General features: G+C 61.0%; 15 protein-coding genes. 6 read left to right on the top strand and 9 right to left on the bottom strand.

Annotated features, from left to right (window positions below; translation table 11 throughout):
• Positions 1-236 precede the first annotated feature (236 nt).
• From KBZ22_RS04800 to KBZ22_RS04780, 5 genes are all read left to right on the top strand, one after another.
• A complete protein-coding gene (locus KBZ22_RS04800; RefSeq protein ID WP_254942763.1) occupies positions 237-635 on the top strand; it encodes a hypothetical protein in 399 nt (132 codons plus the stop codon).
• A gap of 113 nt (positions 636-748) precedes the next feature.
• Positions 749-1,186, top strand: coding sequence for a RusA family crossover junction endodeoxyribonuclease (locus tag KBZ22_RS04795; protein ID WP_254942762.1), 438 nt, complete (start codon positions 749-751; stop codon positions 1,184-1,186).
• Positions 1,187-1,288: 102 nt separating this feature from the next.
• The gene (locus tag KBZ22_RS04790) at positions 1,289-2,005 is read left to right on the top strand and encodes a hypothetical protein (protein WP_254942761.1); all 717 of its coding nucleotides are present in this window, start codon (positions 1,289-1,291) and stop codon (positions 2,003-2,005) included.
• 58 nt (positions 2,006-2,063) lie between these two features.
• A complete protein-coding gene (locus KBZ22_RS04785; RefSeq protein ID WP_254942760.1) occupies positions 2,064-2,771 on the top strand; it encodes an ERF family protein in 708 nt (235 codons plus the stop codon).
• An 807-nt stretch (positions 2,772-3,578) separates the two neighbouring features.
• Complete coding sequence (locus KBZ22_RS04780; protein WP_254942759.1) at positions 3,579-3,770, top strand: hypothetical protein; 192 nt, start codon at positions 3,579-3,581, stop codon at positions 3,768-3,770.
• A gap of 464 nt (positions 3,771-4,234) precedes the next feature.
• Here KBZ22_RS04780 and KBZ22_RS04775 read toward each other — a convergent pair whose 3' ends face one another.
• Both KBZ22_RS04775 and KBZ22_RS04770 read right to left on the bottom strand, forming a co-directional pair.
• Positions 4,235-5,518 carry a site-specific integrase gene (locus KBZ22_RS04775; RefSeq protein ID WP_254942758.1) on the bottom strand — a complete coding sequence of 428 codons (1,284 nt, stop codon included), beginning with the start codon at positions 5,516-5,518 and terminating at the stop codon, positions 4,235-4,237.
• A gap of 353 nt (positions 5,519-5,871) precedes the next feature.
• Entirely contained in the window at positions 5,872-8,070 is a 2,199-nt protein-coding gene (locus tag KBZ22_RS04770) for a WYL domain-containing protein (protein WP_255021244.1), read from the bottom strand.
• 101 nt (positions 8,071-8,171) lie between these two features.
• Here KBZ22_RS04770 and KBZ22_RS04765 point away from each other — a divergent pair, with 101 nt between their 5' ends.
• Complete coding sequence (locus KBZ22_RS04765; protein WP_255021243.1) at positions 8,172-9,104, top strand: hypothetical protein; 933 nt, start codon at positions 8,172-8,174, stop codon at positions 9,102-9,104.
• Here KBZ22_RS04765 and KBZ22_RS04760 read toward each other — a convergent pair.
• From KBZ22_RS04760 to KBZ22_RS04730, 7 genes are read right to left on the bottom strand one after another with little or no spacing between them, the layout of a single operon-like run.
• Complete coding sequence (locus KBZ22_RS04760) at positions 9,066-9,992, bottom strand: restriction endonuclease (protein WP_255021242.1); 927 nt, start codon at positions 9,990-9,992, stop codon at positions 9,066-9,068. The two genes, KBZ22_RS04765 and KBZ22_RS04760, sit on opposite strands and share 39 nt — an antisense overlap.
• Before the next feature lie 41 nt (positions 9,993-10,033).
• Positions 10,034-12,109: a BREX system Lon protease-like protein BrxL gene (gene brxL, locus KBZ22_RS04755; RefSeq protein WP_255021241.1), complete on the bottom strand. Its 2,076-nt coding sequence runs from the start codon at positions 12,107-12,109 to the stop codon at positions 10,034-10,036.
• Between the two features lie 6 nt (positions 12,110-12,115).
• Positions 12,116-12,514, bottom strand: coding sequence for a type II toxin-antitoxin system VapC family toxin (locus tag KBZ22_RS04750; protein WP_255021240.1), 399 nt, complete (start codon positions 12,512-12,514; stop codon positions 12,116-12,118).
• Entirely contained in the window at positions 12,511-12,810 is a 300-nt protein-coding gene (locus tag KBZ22_RS04745) for a type II toxin-antitoxin system Phd/YefM family antitoxin (protein WP_255021239.1), read from the bottom strand. The genes KBZ22_RS04750 and KBZ22_RS04745 overlap by 4 nt, the downstream gene beginning before the upstream one ends.
• A gap of 48 nt (positions 12,811-12,858) precedes the next feature.
• Positions 12,859-15,396, bottom strand: a complete 2,538-nt coding sequence (pglZ, locus tag KBZ22_RS04740) for a BREX-1 system phosphatase PglZ type A (RefSeq protein WP_255021238.1) — start codon at positions 15,394-15,396, stop codon at positions 12,859-12,861.
• Complete coding sequence (locus KBZ22_RS04735) at positions 15,396-16,748, bottom strand: type II toxin-antitoxin system HipA family toxin (RefSeq protein ID WP_255021237.1); 1,353 nt, start codon at positions 16,746-16,748, stop codon at positions 15,396-15,398. Before KBZ22_RS04735 ends, pglZ begins: the two co-directional genes overlap by 1 nt.
• Complete coding sequence (locus KBZ22_RS04730; RefSeq protein ID WP_255021236.1) at positions 16,748-17,002, bottom strand: helix-turn-helix domain-containing protein; 255 nt, start codon at positions 17,000-17,002, stop codon at positions 16,748-16,750. Before KBZ22_RS04730 ends, KBZ22_RS04735 begins: the two co-directional genes overlap by 1 nt.
• Positions 17,003-17,009: the final 7 nt, after the last annotated feature.

Genomic DNA, 17,009 nt, shown 5'->3' with positions numbered 1-17,009 from the left:
GCCTTGGGCTCGGTGTGCTGCTGATCCAGGCAGCACAAAAAGGCAGCCGGGCGCCTGCTGGCTATGCCGGCCTGCTTTGCAGCTCGCAGCCACCGCCTAGGCCCATGCCAAAGGTGCAGCTGGCATTGCAGAGCGCGGCTAGCTGCAGTTCCGCTCGGCGCGCCGATGGACGCGGCACAGGTCCCTAGTCCTGCGCAGCCGCTTTATCTAACCCAGTGCCTAGAGCATCACTTGCGATGACATCAACCGATCTACTGAGCGCCCCTAGCGGTGGCAGCCCGCTGGCTCCCGGTGGCGCAGCGACCAGCGGCAGCGCCGCAGTATCAGAAGAGCTCTCGCCAGCACAGCGGGCGCTCAAGGTGGCTGAGCTCAAGGCGCTGATCAAGGCCGCAGAAGCCGATCTGGCTCTGCAGCTAGAAGCGTTCGACGCTGATTTGGCAGCCGGAAGACTTGATGAGTTCTCCTACCAGCCAGGGGTCTTTGAACTCGGTTCGATCACCCTGAACCGCAGCAGCAGGGCTAGCTGGCGCTACAGCCCAGCAATCAAAGAACTGCAGAAAGCCGAGCAGCAAAGCGGGGCCGCAACGCAGGTGATCAGCGAGTTTTGGAGGATCAGCGCCCAGGAGACGTTTTGAGCGCCACCCCATCGGTTGGGCTCAGCGAATCGGCTCTGCCCAGCGCACCTTCTGGTTCTGCGTCGCACAGCGCTCCAGCCAGTACGACTTCGCTGGGTGCTGCGGCCGCAACCTTGACCCTGCGCATCTACGGGCTACCTGGACCCATGGGCTCCAAGCGCCATCTCGGCCATGGCGTCATGGTCGAGAGCAGCAAGAAGGTCAAGCCCTGGCGCTCTGATGTCATGGCCGCTGTTGTTGGCGCATACCAGGGCCCCCTAATAGCTGCCCCCGTATCGGTAGAGGTGGTGTTCCTGTTCCCCCGTCCCAAGGGGCACTACGGCAAGCAGGGGCTAAGAGCTAGTGCTCCGCTGCACCTGATCAGTCAGGGCGCAGGTGACATCGACAAGCTGTGCCGCTCCACTCTCGATGGCATCTCAGCTGGCGCTGGCGGCGCCCTGCTGCGAGATGACAGTCAGGTAGTGAGCCTGCAGGCCAGTAAGCGCTACTGCTCGATAGGGGAGCGCCCTGGGGCCTTGCTGACGGTGATCGTGCTTGCAGAGCGCAGCTAGCGGCGGAGCCGTCCTACGAGGTGGGATTGCTGGCGCGGCCAGGCAGGCGATAAAGAGAAAGTTCCGCTAACGTAGGGGTATACCACTCCTGCGCAGGCACACTTGTCGACCCCCAGCCGAGCCGTCCCCGAGCGATCCGAGTTCGGACGCGTCATCCAGCGTTGGTTCAAGGCCAACCGCTGGCCGCAGGATGTGCCCCATCGCCTGGCAAAGGTCACCGGTGCCCAAGGTCCTTGGAACAGCCAGATCAGCTGCGCCATGAACGGCAAGCTCGATCCCAAACCGGCCTTCTTCCTTGCTTTTGGCGCTTTCAATGACGCCGTTGCGCGCCAGTCCTATCCAGGCGTCACCGACCGCAAACTGCTTGATCAGCTCAAGGGAGCCACCCCTCTAGCCAAAGACGACGGCACCCCCTACAGCGCCGTTGAATTCTTTGCCCTGTTTGCTGGGATGCTGCCGTCACCTGAGGCGTACCAAGAGCTTTCGGCTGGCGAGGAGATCAGCGACGAGGAAGCCAAGGCCCGCAGCGAAGCCCTGCGGCGCGCCTTCCAGGACGTAGCCAAAGAGCAGATGCTCAGCCCCAAGGAGGCCTGGGAAAGCCTGCGGCCTCACATCAAGAACCTCGATGCATCAGCCCTTAACCGTTTCAAGGAGGTGCTCAGCGGCTGGGGGGACTACAGCGGAGCGGAGCTGATGGAGCTTGCAACCAGCGGGCCCTACTCAGAACCGGGAATGGCCCTAGAGAGCTGGGCCTCAGGAGTAGATGGCGTCAGCGGCATTGAGCTGGCCCGAGAAGCGCGGGCCGCGGTGGAGCGTTAGATACATACGCAGGCGTATGGCAAAGGGTATATTTCTTGCGTAAGCAGATTTGCTGTCCATGGACTCATGCCTCAAGGAGCTCCCCAAGGCCCTTGCTGCCTTTCAAGCCGAGCACCACGCCGCAGGCCGTGACAGCAAGGGCAACTACGGCGCCTACACCTCGCTAGCTGGCGCCCTAGCTGCGATCAAAAACGCCACTGCTCATGGCCTTAGCCACTCGCAGACCCTTCACCCATTAGGAGACGAGGTGATGCTGCTGCGCACCAGCGTCTTCCATATCAGTGGCGAGCTGCTCTGCAGTGATCTGCCGATCCCGCTCAAAACAGAAGGCCGCGCCAACTACTGGCAGGGGCTGGGATCTGCAATCACCTATGCCCGTCGCTACAGCCTGCTTGCCATCTACGGCCTAGCCGGAGAAGACGACGAGGCAGAAGCAGCGCCTGCCCCGGCAGCGAAAGCAAAGCCTGCCGCAGCCAATTCAATGCGAAAGCAACATACTCCTGCGCAGGCATTACAGGCAGATGCTGCAGGGGCGCCCGGGCCGCCTGCAGCGGAAGCAGATACGGACATCTGCTGGATTGAAAAGGAGCGCCATGGCCGCATCGTCGAGTCACTCAAGAGCGCACCAAACAAGGACGAGGTGCTCACAGCTTTTAAGGAGCACTTCAAGATCGCGACCCCAAAAATCAGCCCCGCCCAAATCCAGCTCCAAGCGCACGGTGACTTCCTTGAAGAACAACTTGGACTCGCAGTTCTCTCTGCCTAGCGCGCCTAGCGGTGCTGTTCTGCCCAGCAGCGGTGCGACCGAAAACCTAATAACAGCAGCCCTGGAGCTGCTCAAGCTCGCCTTATCGCAAGTCAATCAAAATGAAGCCCTACGTCTCCAATTTGCTGAGCGCACCAACGAGTGCGACAACCCCTACCAACAGGGAAGCGACCAGCAGGTCAAAGCAGCTCTTATCTGCAGCGCAGTGCTCAGCCTCGCGCAGCTCAAGCCACCTGCGGCGAGTCTTTCATTGCCTCAGTTCTGCTCAGGGCTACCTCGCAGACCAAAGCAACAGGCCCGTTGATGCTGCCATAGCGGGCGCCTCCTTAGGGACAAGGTTCGCGGTAAATGAATGAGTAGCCAGGAGCAAAGAGAAGCAGACCAACTGAGCGCACCTACCAGTGCGGATTTACACAGCGCACCTAACGGTTCTGATTTACATAGCGCACCTATCGGTGCGACTCACACCAGCCGGTGCCAGGAGGCTGAATTCACCAAAAGGAGGCCAAGGCCCTGCACCCCTGGATACAAGAACCGCAATCTGGTCCAGTCAAAACTCACTGACGAGTTATATCGCAAGGCCTGGATTTATTGCCGCGATCAGGGCTACAGCTTTAGCAGCTTTACCCGTTCCCTTTACGAATCCTTTTTCTCAGAATCATGAGTGACTTCAAAGCTGCACTGCCTCAGGTAATCAAGTGGAGCACGGGGGAAAACAAGTACGACCAAACCGGTAAAAGCCCAATCTCAATATCATTGTTTGTGCCGGTTGAATCGGCATTTGCCTTTGCTCAATACGTTTTGAACATGGCAGACGATGAAACCCGTCACAAAACCGGCAAGATCTGGGACTACAGCAGCAACTGCGAAATCGAAGTCCAAGGCTTTTACATCAATGGCAAGGGCCGAGATGGTCAAGGTGGTAGCCGCTACGGCAACATCAATCCCCAAAGCACCAAGTGGCAGCAGGGACCCAGTGAGCAGGAGATCCCCTTTTGATGACTTCTCAATCTATAGAGACAGACATGAACACGGAGCTGCGCACTTTGTGCGCTGACCTTGCTGGCCACCTGGCATTCATGCACGCACAAATGGAAGAGGCGAATCAATACTCTGAGCTAGAAGATTACTACTGGTATCGAGAAAGCGTAAAGCTGCTTAAACGTGCCCGCACCGTCCTAGCTGAGCCTCCAACTACTACCTAGTCCCATGAAAAGCAAGCCAGCTTTGAAAGACCCACCTAGTGGTGCGACCTGGATTCCACAGCGAGCGGCTGCAGTGCACCTTGGCATCAGTGAGCGCACCTTGCAACGCTGGAGGACTGCGGGACTCCTCATCGTGGGAGTGCATTACCGCCGCAAATTCCCAAGTTCTAATAGCCCACTTCTTTATCAGCTGGAGCGTTGCGAAGAAGCCATGAACGAAGCCTGCTTTAGAAAGGTGCAGACACTTGAATTAGCGATTTAGCTAGTGGTTTCGAGCGCTGCACCTGGCGACTTAAGTGTTGAGCTGGCCTTGGCAAAGGCAGCTTCTGCGCCAGCTTCCGTTGCCCAGGGGTAGCTGCGGCAGTGAACCTCGATGCTGTGACCCATCGCCAGCGCCATCGAGCCGTTATCGATGCCGCGCTGATGCCCACGCACGCTGTAGCTGTGCCGGAAGGAGTAACAGGTCAACCTCTCGCCCTGGGACTCCACTTGCTCCTTGAGTGACTTCCAGCCAGCTCGCCGGCTTAGATAGGTGGCAATGGAATCGGCAGCACCATTACCTGAGCGCAACGCCGGCAGCTCGATAAGCCGAGCCTGCCAGCGCGGGAGCAAGTTCCACTCCACTGCTACATCGCCTGGTCTATCCAGCTCGCCTAGCGGTGCGGCGTCGACAAGCGGTAGTGGCCACAGCCTGCGTGGCTTGGTAACCCCTCCACCAGAACGCTTTTCGTAACTGCACCACCAGTAAGGCGTCTTGGTCTTGGGGTCAGTCCTGACACTCAGGTGGAGCAGCTCAACTGGACGCAGGCCCAGCTCACTCATCAGCCGGATGACATCAGCCCAGCGCCCACCAGCCTCATCATCAGGAAAGGAGGCAAGCAGGTTGAGGATCTGCTGGTCAGTAATTGCATTACTTTTCTGGCTGGTGGCGCTGGCAGGCTTGCGCCCAATCGCATCCTTGAGGTCAGCTGGTGGCTGCCAGATCGCCGGCAGTCGCTCGCGGCTAACGCAGTACCGCAGGAACTGGGCAAGGTTGCGTGCACGCTCCTGGCGGCTACGACTGCCGGGCTCCCATTTCCTAATGCACCCATCAATTAGGTCCTCTGGCGTCGTGGGTGGTTTGCGACTAGTGAGCTGGCCAACAGCTTCTGTAAGTACAGGGACATATTTCGTCTGCCATGTCTCTGGCTTGATGGCAGTGCCGTGGCTGAGCTTTTGCTGCTTAAAACGCTCCATTGCACCGTGCCAGTCGTGCTGCTCAATCAGCTTTGGCGCCTTGCCGGCAGCCACCTCTGCTGCCTGCTTGAGGGTGTAGCCCTCCTGGACGAGCGCGTAGATGTTGCGCACTCTCGTGTACGCATCGCCTTTGGCGGAAAAAGACCATTCGTAGGGCAGCGTTACCGACTGTTCCGGCTGATCTTCCATTCGTATACGCAAGAACATCCTTCCCTTGCGCTCCTTAATGTTCCAGCCCTTGCCCAAGGCGTTGACGTCTTCCCTCAGCCCCTCCTCCCAGCCGGCCTCTCGAACGACCTTTGGCATTTGGTCCCCAAAACGGTCCCCAAAACCTACCGGATTGGTCATGACAGGGCCAGACAGCCCTCGCCAAAACCATTGCTATTACTCAAAAAGCCAGTCCAGGCCATGTAGCCAAATGGGCTTTGGGAGCACTAGGTCGCAGGTTCGAATCCTGTCGCCCCGATTGACTTTTCACCGATAGGCCTTTCAAGGCGTGCCCAAAACGTGCCCAAAACGGTGGGGGCATCTTTTTTAGGCGGCTGCTTTCAGCGCCAAAAGGGCACCGCCCACGCCTGCAGAGAAAGGAACCCGGCCACTTCTCAGGGGCCTTGCCTCATTTGCTCAGCGGAATTTGGTCGTGGCTTGCTGTGACTGAGTCAGTCACTACGCAGCCGATTGGAAAAACTGCTGCGCAGTGCTTGCTCAGCAGGCTCTGAACTTGGCTCCCGGCTGCCGTTTGCCCCAATCGCCTCCTGGCAGCGGTCCACCAGCTCCTGCCTGAGCGCATCAGGGCTTTCGATGCGGATGCCGCCGCCAAAAGCAAACAGCCAGCTGCGTAGATCGATGTCGGCTGCCACGGTCCAGGGCGGTAGATCCAGCTCAACCGGATAGGGGTGGCTGGAGTCGGTAGGGCCTGGTTCCAGCAGGTGCGGCGCCTTGGGGTGGTGCCACCAGCTATCGCCTGGCAGCGGCTTGGAGAAGCGGGTGTGCTCGATCGGGTAGCGCTGCAGGCCCTCGCGGATAAAGGCGAACGCCCAGGGGGCGCAGCAAAAGCGCAGGGTGATCAGCGTCTGGCTGCGGCGCTGGGCCGATGGGCTGGCAATCGCCAGCTGCTGCTCCAGATCAGCCCCGAAGTAGATGCCGCCGCTGTGGTGCAGCAAGCGCTCCAGCCGGATCAAAGCCGCGGAATGTTCCTCTGGGCTGCGGCGCAGGCCGCCATCGCTGCTTCGCAGGGCTAGGCGATCTAGCCGCTCGCTGCGGATCGGACCCTGCTCATGGCCCACCTGGTCTTCCTCGTAGAGGAGATACCAGCCGACGTTGTGGAAGATCAGCTGCAGCGGCCACACCCGCAGCTCGCCAGCAGGGCTGTCGGCAAAGCTGCCAACCCCCGGGTAGCGCTCAAGCAGCACCCGCCTGTGCTCAACGATTGCAGCCTCAATGGCATCAGCCCGCCTAGGTGCTGCCAGCGAATCGCGCCGCACCAGCTTGGTATCGACCACCGCATGGCGGGCGTAGCTGCGCACTGGCGCCACACCATTAGCGCTGATCCCTGCCCAGCCCAGCCGCTCATCAAGCTCGGCCAGCAGGTTTTGAGCAGAAGGATCGGCCAGGCGGCCGGCGCTCTGGCGCAGCACGTTGTGCAGCTCCTGCAACCGCGCCGCAGGCAGCACAGCGGTGCCCAGGCAGTAGCCATGACGCACGTTGTCGTTGCGGTTGCGGAAGCCGTAAGGGGTAAGAATTTTTTCGAGGTCCTTACGCAAGGTGGCTGTTTCACCGCTCAGGTAGGAACCGGGGATTGCCTCGGTGGCTGCAATCAGGTGCTGGTGCAGGTTGGCGCCGCGCTCTGCCGGCCGATCAAAGGGCTGCTGCAGCAGATGACGCAGCAGGGTCATCACACGCAGAAAAACCGGTCCATCGCCCATCGGCGGCAGGCCGCCATGACTTGCGCCACTTGCAGCATCACCCCGCTTGCGCTGGGGAACCTCTGCCAGCTGGATTGGAGCAGGCACCGGCACCGCGCTGCAGAAGCCATTGGCTTCCAGCCAGGCCAGATCGGCGCGTATCGCAGTGGCATCGGCAAAACACTCCCCCTGTAGGCGCCCAAGAAAGGCAGCAGCACGAGCAGCCAGATCACCCTGGGGCAGTGGCGAGAGGATCGCCTCCAGCTCTTCTGCGCTGGCCGGATCAGTGGCGGCCAGATCGGGCCAGCTGCTCAGCAGGCGGATCAGATACAGCAGCCGCTCGAGATCGAGCAGCTGCGAGTAGCCGTGGCGTTGCAGCTTGCGCTCACGGTTAGTGGCCGATCGGATGCGCTTATCAAGCCCGGCCAGTTCTGCCTGCAGCACCGGCGTCAGCTCGCCGTGATGGGTTGGCACCACAGCGCAGATCGCCGCAAACCCCTCCGCCCGGCACGGCCCGAAATGGGGATCAGCAAGGGCAGCGGCCATCTCCTGGATCACGGGCACCGGCACGGCCCGCTCGCGCCGGCTGTTCCACTCCAGCGAGGTCGGCAGGTCTGTGTAGAGCCACCAGCCAATCCACTCCACTGGAGCGGGGAGCGGGAGAGCCTGGGTGATCGCCAGGCGCCAGGCGCGGCGGGCATGGGTGGCATCAACAATCACCGGAGTGCCAGCGGCCACGGCCTCTTGAATGCGCTGGTGCAGTCGCTGCTGGATATCCACCCAGGGGCCCTGGACTGCTGCATCACCAAACACCTCAGCTCGGATCACGTCGGTGGAGAGCACCAGCGCAGGCGGTTCACCGGGGCCAGTGAGCAGGGGCGCCAATGCTTGTGCCAGGGTGGTTTTACCGCTGGCGGGCTGGCCGATCAGCAGGTGGCAGCGCAGGGTCGCCATCGCGACAGAGGCAACGGGGGCTTCCACTATTTCGCACGAAAAAGGGCATTGCTAGCCCCCACAGCGATGACGCTGCATTCAGCAACACGTTCCTGCCTCCCTTGGCCCACTCCTGCAGCAGCAGTGCCCGCTCCACGCCACGGCGGGATGAGAACTCCTACGCGCCGCCAACGCCCTTAGAAGACCTGCACATTCTGGATTTCCTCGAGCTGGCTGGCTCGCAAGCCAAGGCAGGTGCGGCACTAGCGATGCACCAATCGACGGTGTGCCGCAGCCTGCAGTTGATGCAGCAGCAGTTCCAGTTGCTGCCGCGCCGGGGAGCGCCCGTTTGCCGCCACGGCCACAACACCTGCCTGCACCACCTGCGGCTGGCATACCGGGAGCACCGGCTGATGGCTGGCCTGATTCGGCTCGGTACAGACCTGCTGCACCAAAGCCTTTTGCATGGCATGGCCGGTGTGCAGCTGGTGCCGCCACGCTTCCGCAGCGCTGAGCATTGGGCTGAACTGGTGAGCCACGGCCTGCTTGATGGCGCAATCATCAGCTCCTTCTGCCTGGAGCAGCAGCTGCAGTCAGGTCAATCGCCCAAATGGAACGGGCTAACCGCCATGCCCCTGGGGCAGCTGGCACTGCAGCTGGTGGCCACAACCACAGAAGCAAAAAAAGTGTTGCTGCCGCGCCGGGGTGCGCTGCCGCTGCTGCATCAAGCCCTGGAGTGGCAAGGCCTTGGGGTGGCGCAGCAACCAGAGGCCTGCCAGGAACCTGCCGCCTGGCTCAAGCGGGCTAGGGACCGCAAGCTGGCGATGCCGATCTGCGCTGACTTGCTCGGGCCTGGCTGGCTAGAAGCCAATGCTCTGGTGCCGCTAGCAGCGCAGCCACCACTGATCGAGCAGCTATGGCTGCTGCTGCCCCGTAGTGCGGCTCACAGCAAGGCGGCACGGCTTTGCCTGCGGCTGCTGAGGGTGCGGATTAAACGGCCAGCAACAGCGCCACCTTCACTCACCAGCGCCAAAGAAGTCGAGATCGATCTTTGAGATCTTGATCACTTCTTTGGTCTGAATGCCTACACCATGCTGGATCATGAGTTCAGCAAGCTTTTCTCCATCAACAAGCACTAAGCGGGGGTCTCGGATGCTGGCGGCAAACTGCCTGGCATCTGATGTGAAGGTGCTAGTTGTCACAAAGACACCCTTGCGGCAGCCGCCTTGGGTCATTGCTCCGACAAATGCTTGAACCTTTTCACTCGATACCGAGTTATCTGCATAACGCTTTGCCTGCATATAGATCTGATCAAGACCTAGCTTGTCTTCGTTGATCCGACCGTCAATGCCTCCATCGGGGCCCCTTGGCACGCCTTGCATTGCCTGCCTGGAGCCACCTCCGTATCCCATTGCAGCAAGCACATCCAATACAAGACTTTCAAAAGCGTATGGGTCCATCTTTTTCATCTGTTCCAGTAGATCAGCGGCTAATTGCTCTTTAATGAGCTTTACTCCAGCCTCGATCAGATCTTCTGGTGTGCTGTCCTCGATATTGATGTCTGCGCTGTTTCCCTGCTGAGGTTGTGACTTTGTTTGCTTAAAAGCTTGGTGGGCTTTCCATTCCTCAAAACTGGTTAGATCAGCTCTTTTAATTGGTCTATTCAATGCCAGCAGAGCCGTTGCGTTGGGGCCCAGCGCAAAATAGCCTCGCTGAGGACCAGTAAGGGCGCCTGCCACCCTGAGATAGGAGGATGCCCAGCCAATTCGACCTCGAACCAGCGAATTACCGTTGCTCTCCTGGCTGACTGCTACCTGTTCTTCTGATAGTCCCATCTTTTTAACTACGGCTTCTATTGCATCTGTACGTGAGAGACCGCCTTGGTCACGGAGCACCTCAAGTAGTGGTCGCATGAACTCGTGGAACTTCGGGATCTCAGGCATGGCTTTGCTGGCTATGGGGTTATGGCTAAGGAGCTAGGCGATTAGGAATCCGTTGCTGACTGCCGAATAAAACTCAGCTCGCATCCCCTCACCATCCGTGCCTCTTGGACGGCAGCTTCTGCCTTGAAGGCTGAAAACTCGAACCACTGGAAGATGTCAAGTCCACGATCGAGGCTGATTTTCCAGCAATTGTCTGCGGTGATGCTGCGGGCATGGAAGTTGGGGCTTGCATCGATCTCCCAACTAAAGGGTGTGCAGGTACCGGCAAAGGAATCCTGCACCTGGCCGAGGTTCTCTATCTGCTTTTCCATTGTCTCTTGATCGGAGCCTGTGATCAGGTGAACGGTGACCTCATCACCAACCGGGGTGATCTCATTGACCATGCGCAAGAACTCCACCAGGTTGCGGATCTGATGGAAGGCGCGGATGTAGGGGTCGCGGATGATGATGGCACTGCAACCTCTTAGGTGGTCTGCAAATAGGCGCCGGTAACTCCAGCCTTTGGTGTTCTCAGGCACCACCAGATGCTGTTCTTTTGCAGGCTCAGTGTTTGCGGGAGTGCTTACGGCCACTGTTGGTATGATGGCTTCTGCGCTGGTGATCTCAGGGGCACCTTCTGGGTTCAAAGGCCGCAAGCCTGCAAAGGCCGGATACTGCTGCTCCTCCGGCGTAAGCACCGTGACAGCTGGCCCACCGCCAACGGGCTGATAGGCGAAGTCGTTGGCCTTGAAAGTGTCGTCGATGCGCAGGATTTGCTCCCTCACCCGGCGGCGGCATTCCATGGCGAACTCGAGCAGCTCGGCGATCTCCTCTGGTTTGGCCTTGCCGTTGGGGTGAATGATCTTCATCAGGCCCGAGAAGGTCTTCTCAAAGCCCGTCTGGTCTCGGGTTGATACCTCCGAGCTGATCTCGAAGTGGGCTTTGTAGAGGCCGGTGTAGTCCTCGGTGCGCAGGTGCTTGAGCACCTCAGCGATGTAATCCACCACAAAGCCATAGCCGCTGCAGAACAGCTCATGGCGCACCGGCTGCACCTCCCAGCCTGGATTGAAGGCATGGATGCGATCGAGGAAGGCCGAGTCGATGTATTTATCCGGCAGCGGCTCGTAGAAGTGGGAGTGCTTGAGCATGTAGGCAACGGACTTCTGGGTGTTGCCCATGAACACCATCGAGGCTTCCGCCGTGAGCTGCTCGATGCCCCGCGAGAAGGTGCGGTTGGCCATGTAGTTCTTCATGATGTCGACCAGCGTCTTATCGACCTTCTTGTCCTTGCCGGCAAACTCGTCAAAGCAGATGCAGTCCCAATAGCCCACCAGGCCAATCTTGCCGTTGGCATTGCTGACAAACAGCTTCGGGGCGGTGACCTCTGAGCCTGAGATCAACATGCCGTGGGGTGAGAACTCGGCGTAGACGTGGGACTTACCCGTGCCCTTCGGGCCCAGCTCCAGCAGGTTGTAGTTGCGCTCGCAGAAAGGGATCAGCCGGATCAAGGTGAGCAGCTTGCCCCGCCTCGTGAAGGGCTCGGGATTAAAGCCCACGCTCTGCATGAGCACGTCCATCCACTCATCGGTGCTGAACTTGGCTCTGGCGGCTAAGAATTCCTCTTGGTCTACGCCGGCTACCTGGATTGGCTTGACTGATGAGATCTGCCAAGGGCTGGCCTTGGGGTCGGCAGGAAGCTCGTACTCCACATCGGTGATCGCCCAGATACCACCCACCAGCAACTTGGGGTAGCGCTTGATGAAGTCAACGTCGATTGGGACTTTCTTGAGCCCGAGGTTGGTGAACTCCACCTCGTAGAAGCCGCCCTTCTCGTTGAGCTCCACGGTGAGCTTGTCGATCACCTTGTGGGTGCCGCGCTCTTTGATCGTGGATTTCACCAGTTCCGCCTGGTTGCGGTGCACGTAGTGCTTAGCGAGGATGCGCCGCACCGACTCCAGCCCTTCGCTGATCTGGGCCGGATCGTCGGTGGCGCAGTGCTGCCCGAGCAAGTACTCGAGCACGTAGGTGGGCACCACGGCGTTCTGCTTGAGCTCGGTGGTGAGGTCCTTGCGCACCACCAGGCCAGGGAAGTGCTCAAGGATCTTCTGGTCCAGGGGGCTGGGTGCTTCAGGCGCCATCGGATCTCACCAGAGGATTTGGCAGGGAAAGTTGGAAAGCTGGGGATCGGCGCTGAGCAGCACCAGTCGATCTAGTTCGGCCTGGGCCGCCAGCATGCGATCAAAGGGATCGCGGTGGGGCTGGCTGTAACTGCCCGCCCGCAGCCCATGGGCCAGGGAGATCGGCAGCGCCTCAAAGCCATCGGCTTGTAGCAAGCCAGGCAGATCGGCGATCACGCCGTTCAGTTCGGGCAGCTTGCCCTGGTGGTGTTTGAGGCTGAGCTCCAAGACAGAAGCTGCACTCACCAGCACGGGAGTAGCTGGGTCGCTGAGCAGCTCGCGCACAGCGCCGGAAAGGCGATCGGGATCAAACCACCACCACAGCAAAGCGTGGCTGTCCAGCAGGTAGGAGTCCCCACTGCTCATCGCTGTGGCGCCTCCGGCAGCAGGGCGCCGGACTCCCAGCTCTCCAGTTCACTGGGGTCCATGGGTTGGAGCAGCAGGTCGGGCTGGCTGAGGGAGGCCCGGCTGCGCAACCGGCCTGGGATGCGCTGGGGAACGGGCGGCGCCAGGGGCATCAGCCGCGCCCAGGGCTTGCCGGCTTTGGCCAGCACGATGGTTTCGCCGGCATGGGCCTCATCGATCAGACGCGATAGGTGGGTTTTGGCCTGGTGGACGTTCACCATTCGCATGGGATCCGCTCCGCACGACGATTCCCGCATGGCGGCCTCTGTCATTGACCCGATTAGTTTAGCCATGGACTAAGGCCATCAGAAGTCGTCGAAGTCGCTGCCAAAGGGCCGCTGCAGCTTCAGCTCCACAGTCTTGTAGGGAACTGGCGTAGCGACACCATCGAGCTGCTGCTCCAGGCGCAGCTCCAGGATCTTGTTGTTGTAGTCGCCAGCAGCGTTGGAAAGCTCCAGCACCACCTGCTGCTCCCGTTCGCGGGCCTCGCTCGCTGCGGAATCCAGCAGCACGCTGCGGTGGGCGCAGAGCAGGGCGCCATCAGCCTTGGCGTAAAGGCCGATGCGTAGCTGCAAGGGCAGGCGCTTTTTGGGCTCCACCGGCTCCAGCTGGAACAGACCAAAGGAGAGCTTGCCGGTGGTGATCTTGGCGGGCACCCGCAGCAGCTCTGCCTCCACCACCCGGCTCTCGTCCTTGCGTTCGCGCTTGAGCTTGATCACCGGCACCACCACCTCCTGCAAGGAGGTGCCGCCATGCACAAAGCGTGAACCCGAGCCTGAACGGGGGAAGCGATCAAGCCCCAGGGGGAAGACTGCCTCCCAGCTGCCGCTCAAGCCCAACTCACCAGCGGTGAAAACCTTCTGGCCAGCACTGGCCTTGATGCCACTGCCCAGGGCAAAGCGCCTGTTCTTGAAGCTGAGCTCGGTTGCAGGTGGGAACTCGGCGCGGTCGTTGGCATCGACTGGCTCCTGTTGAAACAGGAAGCCGTGGTCGGCAGTGATCACCGCCTGGCTGCCCTTGAGGCTGGCGATCTTGCGCAGGATCAGCTCCAGCTCATCAAAGGTCTGCTCCACTGCCTGGCAGGTGTCGGCCTCGCTTTCGCGCTTGTCGCCGATGCGGTCAATGCAGTTGTGGTAGATCACGATCAAGTCGTAGTCGCGGGTGAGTTCGGCACCCTCCTTGCTGGTGGCGAGGCTGAGGAAGTCCTCCGCTTTAATCGCCTTGGCGCGGCCACTGGCGTAGGCCTTGAGCAACTTGTCGCGGTTCTCAGTGCCGGCGGCGCTCTGGCCATCCACCAGGGCATTGGCATCGCTGGGGTTGAGGCCCAGCTGCGCACCGGGCAACAGCGCAGCCATCCCCAGCTGCGTGTAGCTGGGCAGCACGCCCAATAGGGCCTCCACCTCGGCCTGCCAGCCCTTGCCGGCCTGGCTGTTGAGCCGATCGGCAAAGTCGCGGGCGGCCTCGTAGCGCAGGGCATCGGAGATCACCACAAACAGACGCTTGAGACCTTTGGAGGAGAGCGGCGCATGCACGTAGCGCATGTGGAACTCCTTCTGCCGGGGCAAAGTGCTCGATCCCCAGCCGGCCAGACCAGCCACCTGATCGCTCCAGCGGTTGGTGAGCGGCAGCAGCACGTTGTTGACATACTGGGCCTCGAGCCAGTCGCGCAGCGGCTTGAGCAGCCCGGGCTGCTGGTAGGTGCGGGCGTGGAATATGCAGAGACGGTAGGCCTGATCCAGGCGCCACCAGCCGTTGCAGTAGCGCTGCAGCCCCTCCTCAAAGCTGGGCACCTGCAGATCAGCCTTAGCCAGCAAGCCACGGAAGGTGATCGCTTGTTCTAAAGCGCGGTAGCCGTGCTGGTGCTTGCCAAACCAGCAGGAGCTGCTGCGGTTGCGGATCGTCTCCAGCAGCTCTGTATCCGAGGCGCCGATGTGAAAACGCTGCAGCAGGCGGCTGAGCACAAAGCGCTCGATCAGCTCATAGCTGTCGTCGTCATCTGGCTCGTAGCTCTCTGGTGCGTCGTTGAGCTGCTCCTCTACGCGCAGTACACCGGCCAGATGATCACTCCACTGCTCAAAGGCCGGCCGGGAGCTGAGGCTGTCTTTCCAGATGCTTATGAACACCCGGGCGTGGGGCAGCAGCTCGCCAGAGGGGCCAATGCTGCTGACGCTGTTGAACAGGCCAACAGCGAAGTCGCGCAGGTTGGGCTCCGGACTGGCGTAGCCGAACTTCTCGCCCACTGCCTTCCAGAAGTGGCCGCTCAGCTGCTGGTTGCCATAAAGGGCCTCCACCGGATCGTCGCCATCGGGGTTGGCCGGCTCCAGCTGACTGAAGGCATACAGCAGCAACTTGTCGATATCGGGCGGCTGCTTGGCTTGCACGGCGAGCATCTTGAGCCGCACGGCCGCTTCGTTGTCGTTGGGACGCAGCAACTCCTTGAGCTTGCTGGTGCGCACTGGTGAACGGAAGAAGGCCTTGTGTTGCTGGGCCAGCTCCTTGAACTCCAGCGTCAGCCCCGCTTCCTGAATATCCAGCGAAGCGCGGTCGGCCTTGAACTCATGGCCCGCCAAGAGCAGATCCAGCAGCCAGTTGTCCGGCTCTGGTGGCTTGGCTGTGGGCAGGTAGAGCAGGAAGCGCTGATCCAGGGGGGCGCGGCTGATCGCCACCTTCACGGAGAACTCATTGCGCTCAACCCGCAGCTTCTCGGCTTGAGCGGGCTGGTAGTCAGCAAACTCAGAAGCCCACTCACCATTGGGGTCGTACCAGAGCACCACCCGCTTGCGAGCGAGAGCGCTGTCGAGGCTCTCGTGGATGCGGCTGGTGGCGGCAGGGGAGGCTGGCATCACTGGAGTTGGCGCTGAAGCAGTTGGAGATGAAGCTGGCTGGCGGAAGCTTGCAGTCCGGTCAATACCGGTTCGGCGACGGGCTGCGGAAATCCAGCAGGCAGCTGGGAGCGCACTGAACTAATTACAGCTGGAGTCTGGGTGATTAGATCATCGAGGATGGGTTGAGCCTCGCCCAGGCCAAGCCGTTTTGCGGTGAGCAGCATGCGGCGGCTGGTGATATCCAGGGGTTTGGTGTAGCGCCCTTTTTCACCATGCCAGGCCATCGCCATCCTGAGCTTTTGCTGAGGCCACTGGCCGCTGGCCCGTCCGATCACCGGCCAGGCCGAAAGCACGTCATAGAGCGGGGTGAGCTGAAAGCGGCCGCCGGGATTGAGAAAGAGGCTGAAGTTTTTGGCATGGCCATCAATGGCGCGCAGCATCCAAAAGAGCACCTGAGCCTTGAAAAAGGTGGTTAGGTCGCTGCGCTCTGAGGATTGGGCCAGCAGCGCGGCAATGGCCCCCATGCCGGGGCCGCCATTGTTTTCGTATTTACTTGCGGCTGGTGTGGAGGTGGCCTGGCAAAAGTCTTCTGTGGGCAGGCGCAGCCAGTAGGCACCACTTGCATGCAGGCGGCGATCAAAACGCTGCACGATTAGGCAGCGCTCACCGTCGAAACTTGCCATCTCCGTAGAGGCCACCGGCAGGCCATAGGCCTGGAGCACCTGGCTGCAGAGCCACTCGTTTTCCACCGAGGAGCTGAAATCAATCTGCCCCTCGCCGATTACCCCCATCGGCAGCTTGAAGAGGTGGGTGGTGGGGGTACTGCCCAGCGGCAGGCACCATTGGTTGTTGTGCCAGAGGAAGGCGGTTTTCTCCTGGGCACCGGCCACCGAGAGCCGCAGTACATCGGCTTCCGGGTCCAGGGAGCCAGGAGCTGGGGCCGCCGTGACGGCGCGCAGGCGCTGGCCGATGTCCTGGTCTGTGAGGGGGCTGGCTTCAATGCGATCGATGCCGCTGGGCAGCTGATCTGGCGGCAGCAGCTGCACGGCCCCGGCGCAATCCCGGCCGATGGCAGCCAGCAGATCAAAGGCACTGGTGCTGGCGGTCTGGAAGCGGGTCTGGGCCCGGCGGCGGATGAGCTCGCTATCGGGGAGGAGGTTGTCAAAGCAACTCTCCACGGCGTTGCCGCTGAGCGCTGAGGCCCCGAGGCCAGCTGGCAGTGACAGCGACAACGGCCGGAACTGGCTGGAGTGCAGCCAGGTTTCGTCGTAGGTGAAGGTCTGTGGCCCCCGCGCAGGCAAGGTCCAGGTGCCGACCCGTTCAGCGTTCATCCACACCGCCAGGGAGCGCGCCCGCGTTGGCCTGCCCATCACCACTCGGCCGGCTCGATGTCGCTCTGGCGGGGGCGCACCACCAGTTCGAGATTGAGGGCGGCGGTGATCAACAGCAAGCGCTCCAGGGTGAGGCGCCCAGGTTGCAATTCGAGCTGGGAGAGCCTGGCCTGGCTGGTGCCACCGGCCTTGAGGGCTAGCTCTTGCTGGCTCAGGCCCTGCTGCCGCCGAACGCCTTTGAGGAGCAGCCCCAACTGGGCAGGGGCGCGGATCACCTGCTCGCCTGCGGCCATGACCTAC

Source organism: Cyanobium sp. L1E-Cus, from assembly GCF_024345755.1.
GTDB lineage: Bacteria > Cyanobacteriota > Cyanobacteriia > PCC-6307 > Cyanobiaceae > Cyanobium_A > Cyanobium_A usitatum.
The sequence above is the reverse complement of the archived record's forward strand: the minus strand, read 5'-3'. Positions and strand labels throughout refer to the sequence as shown.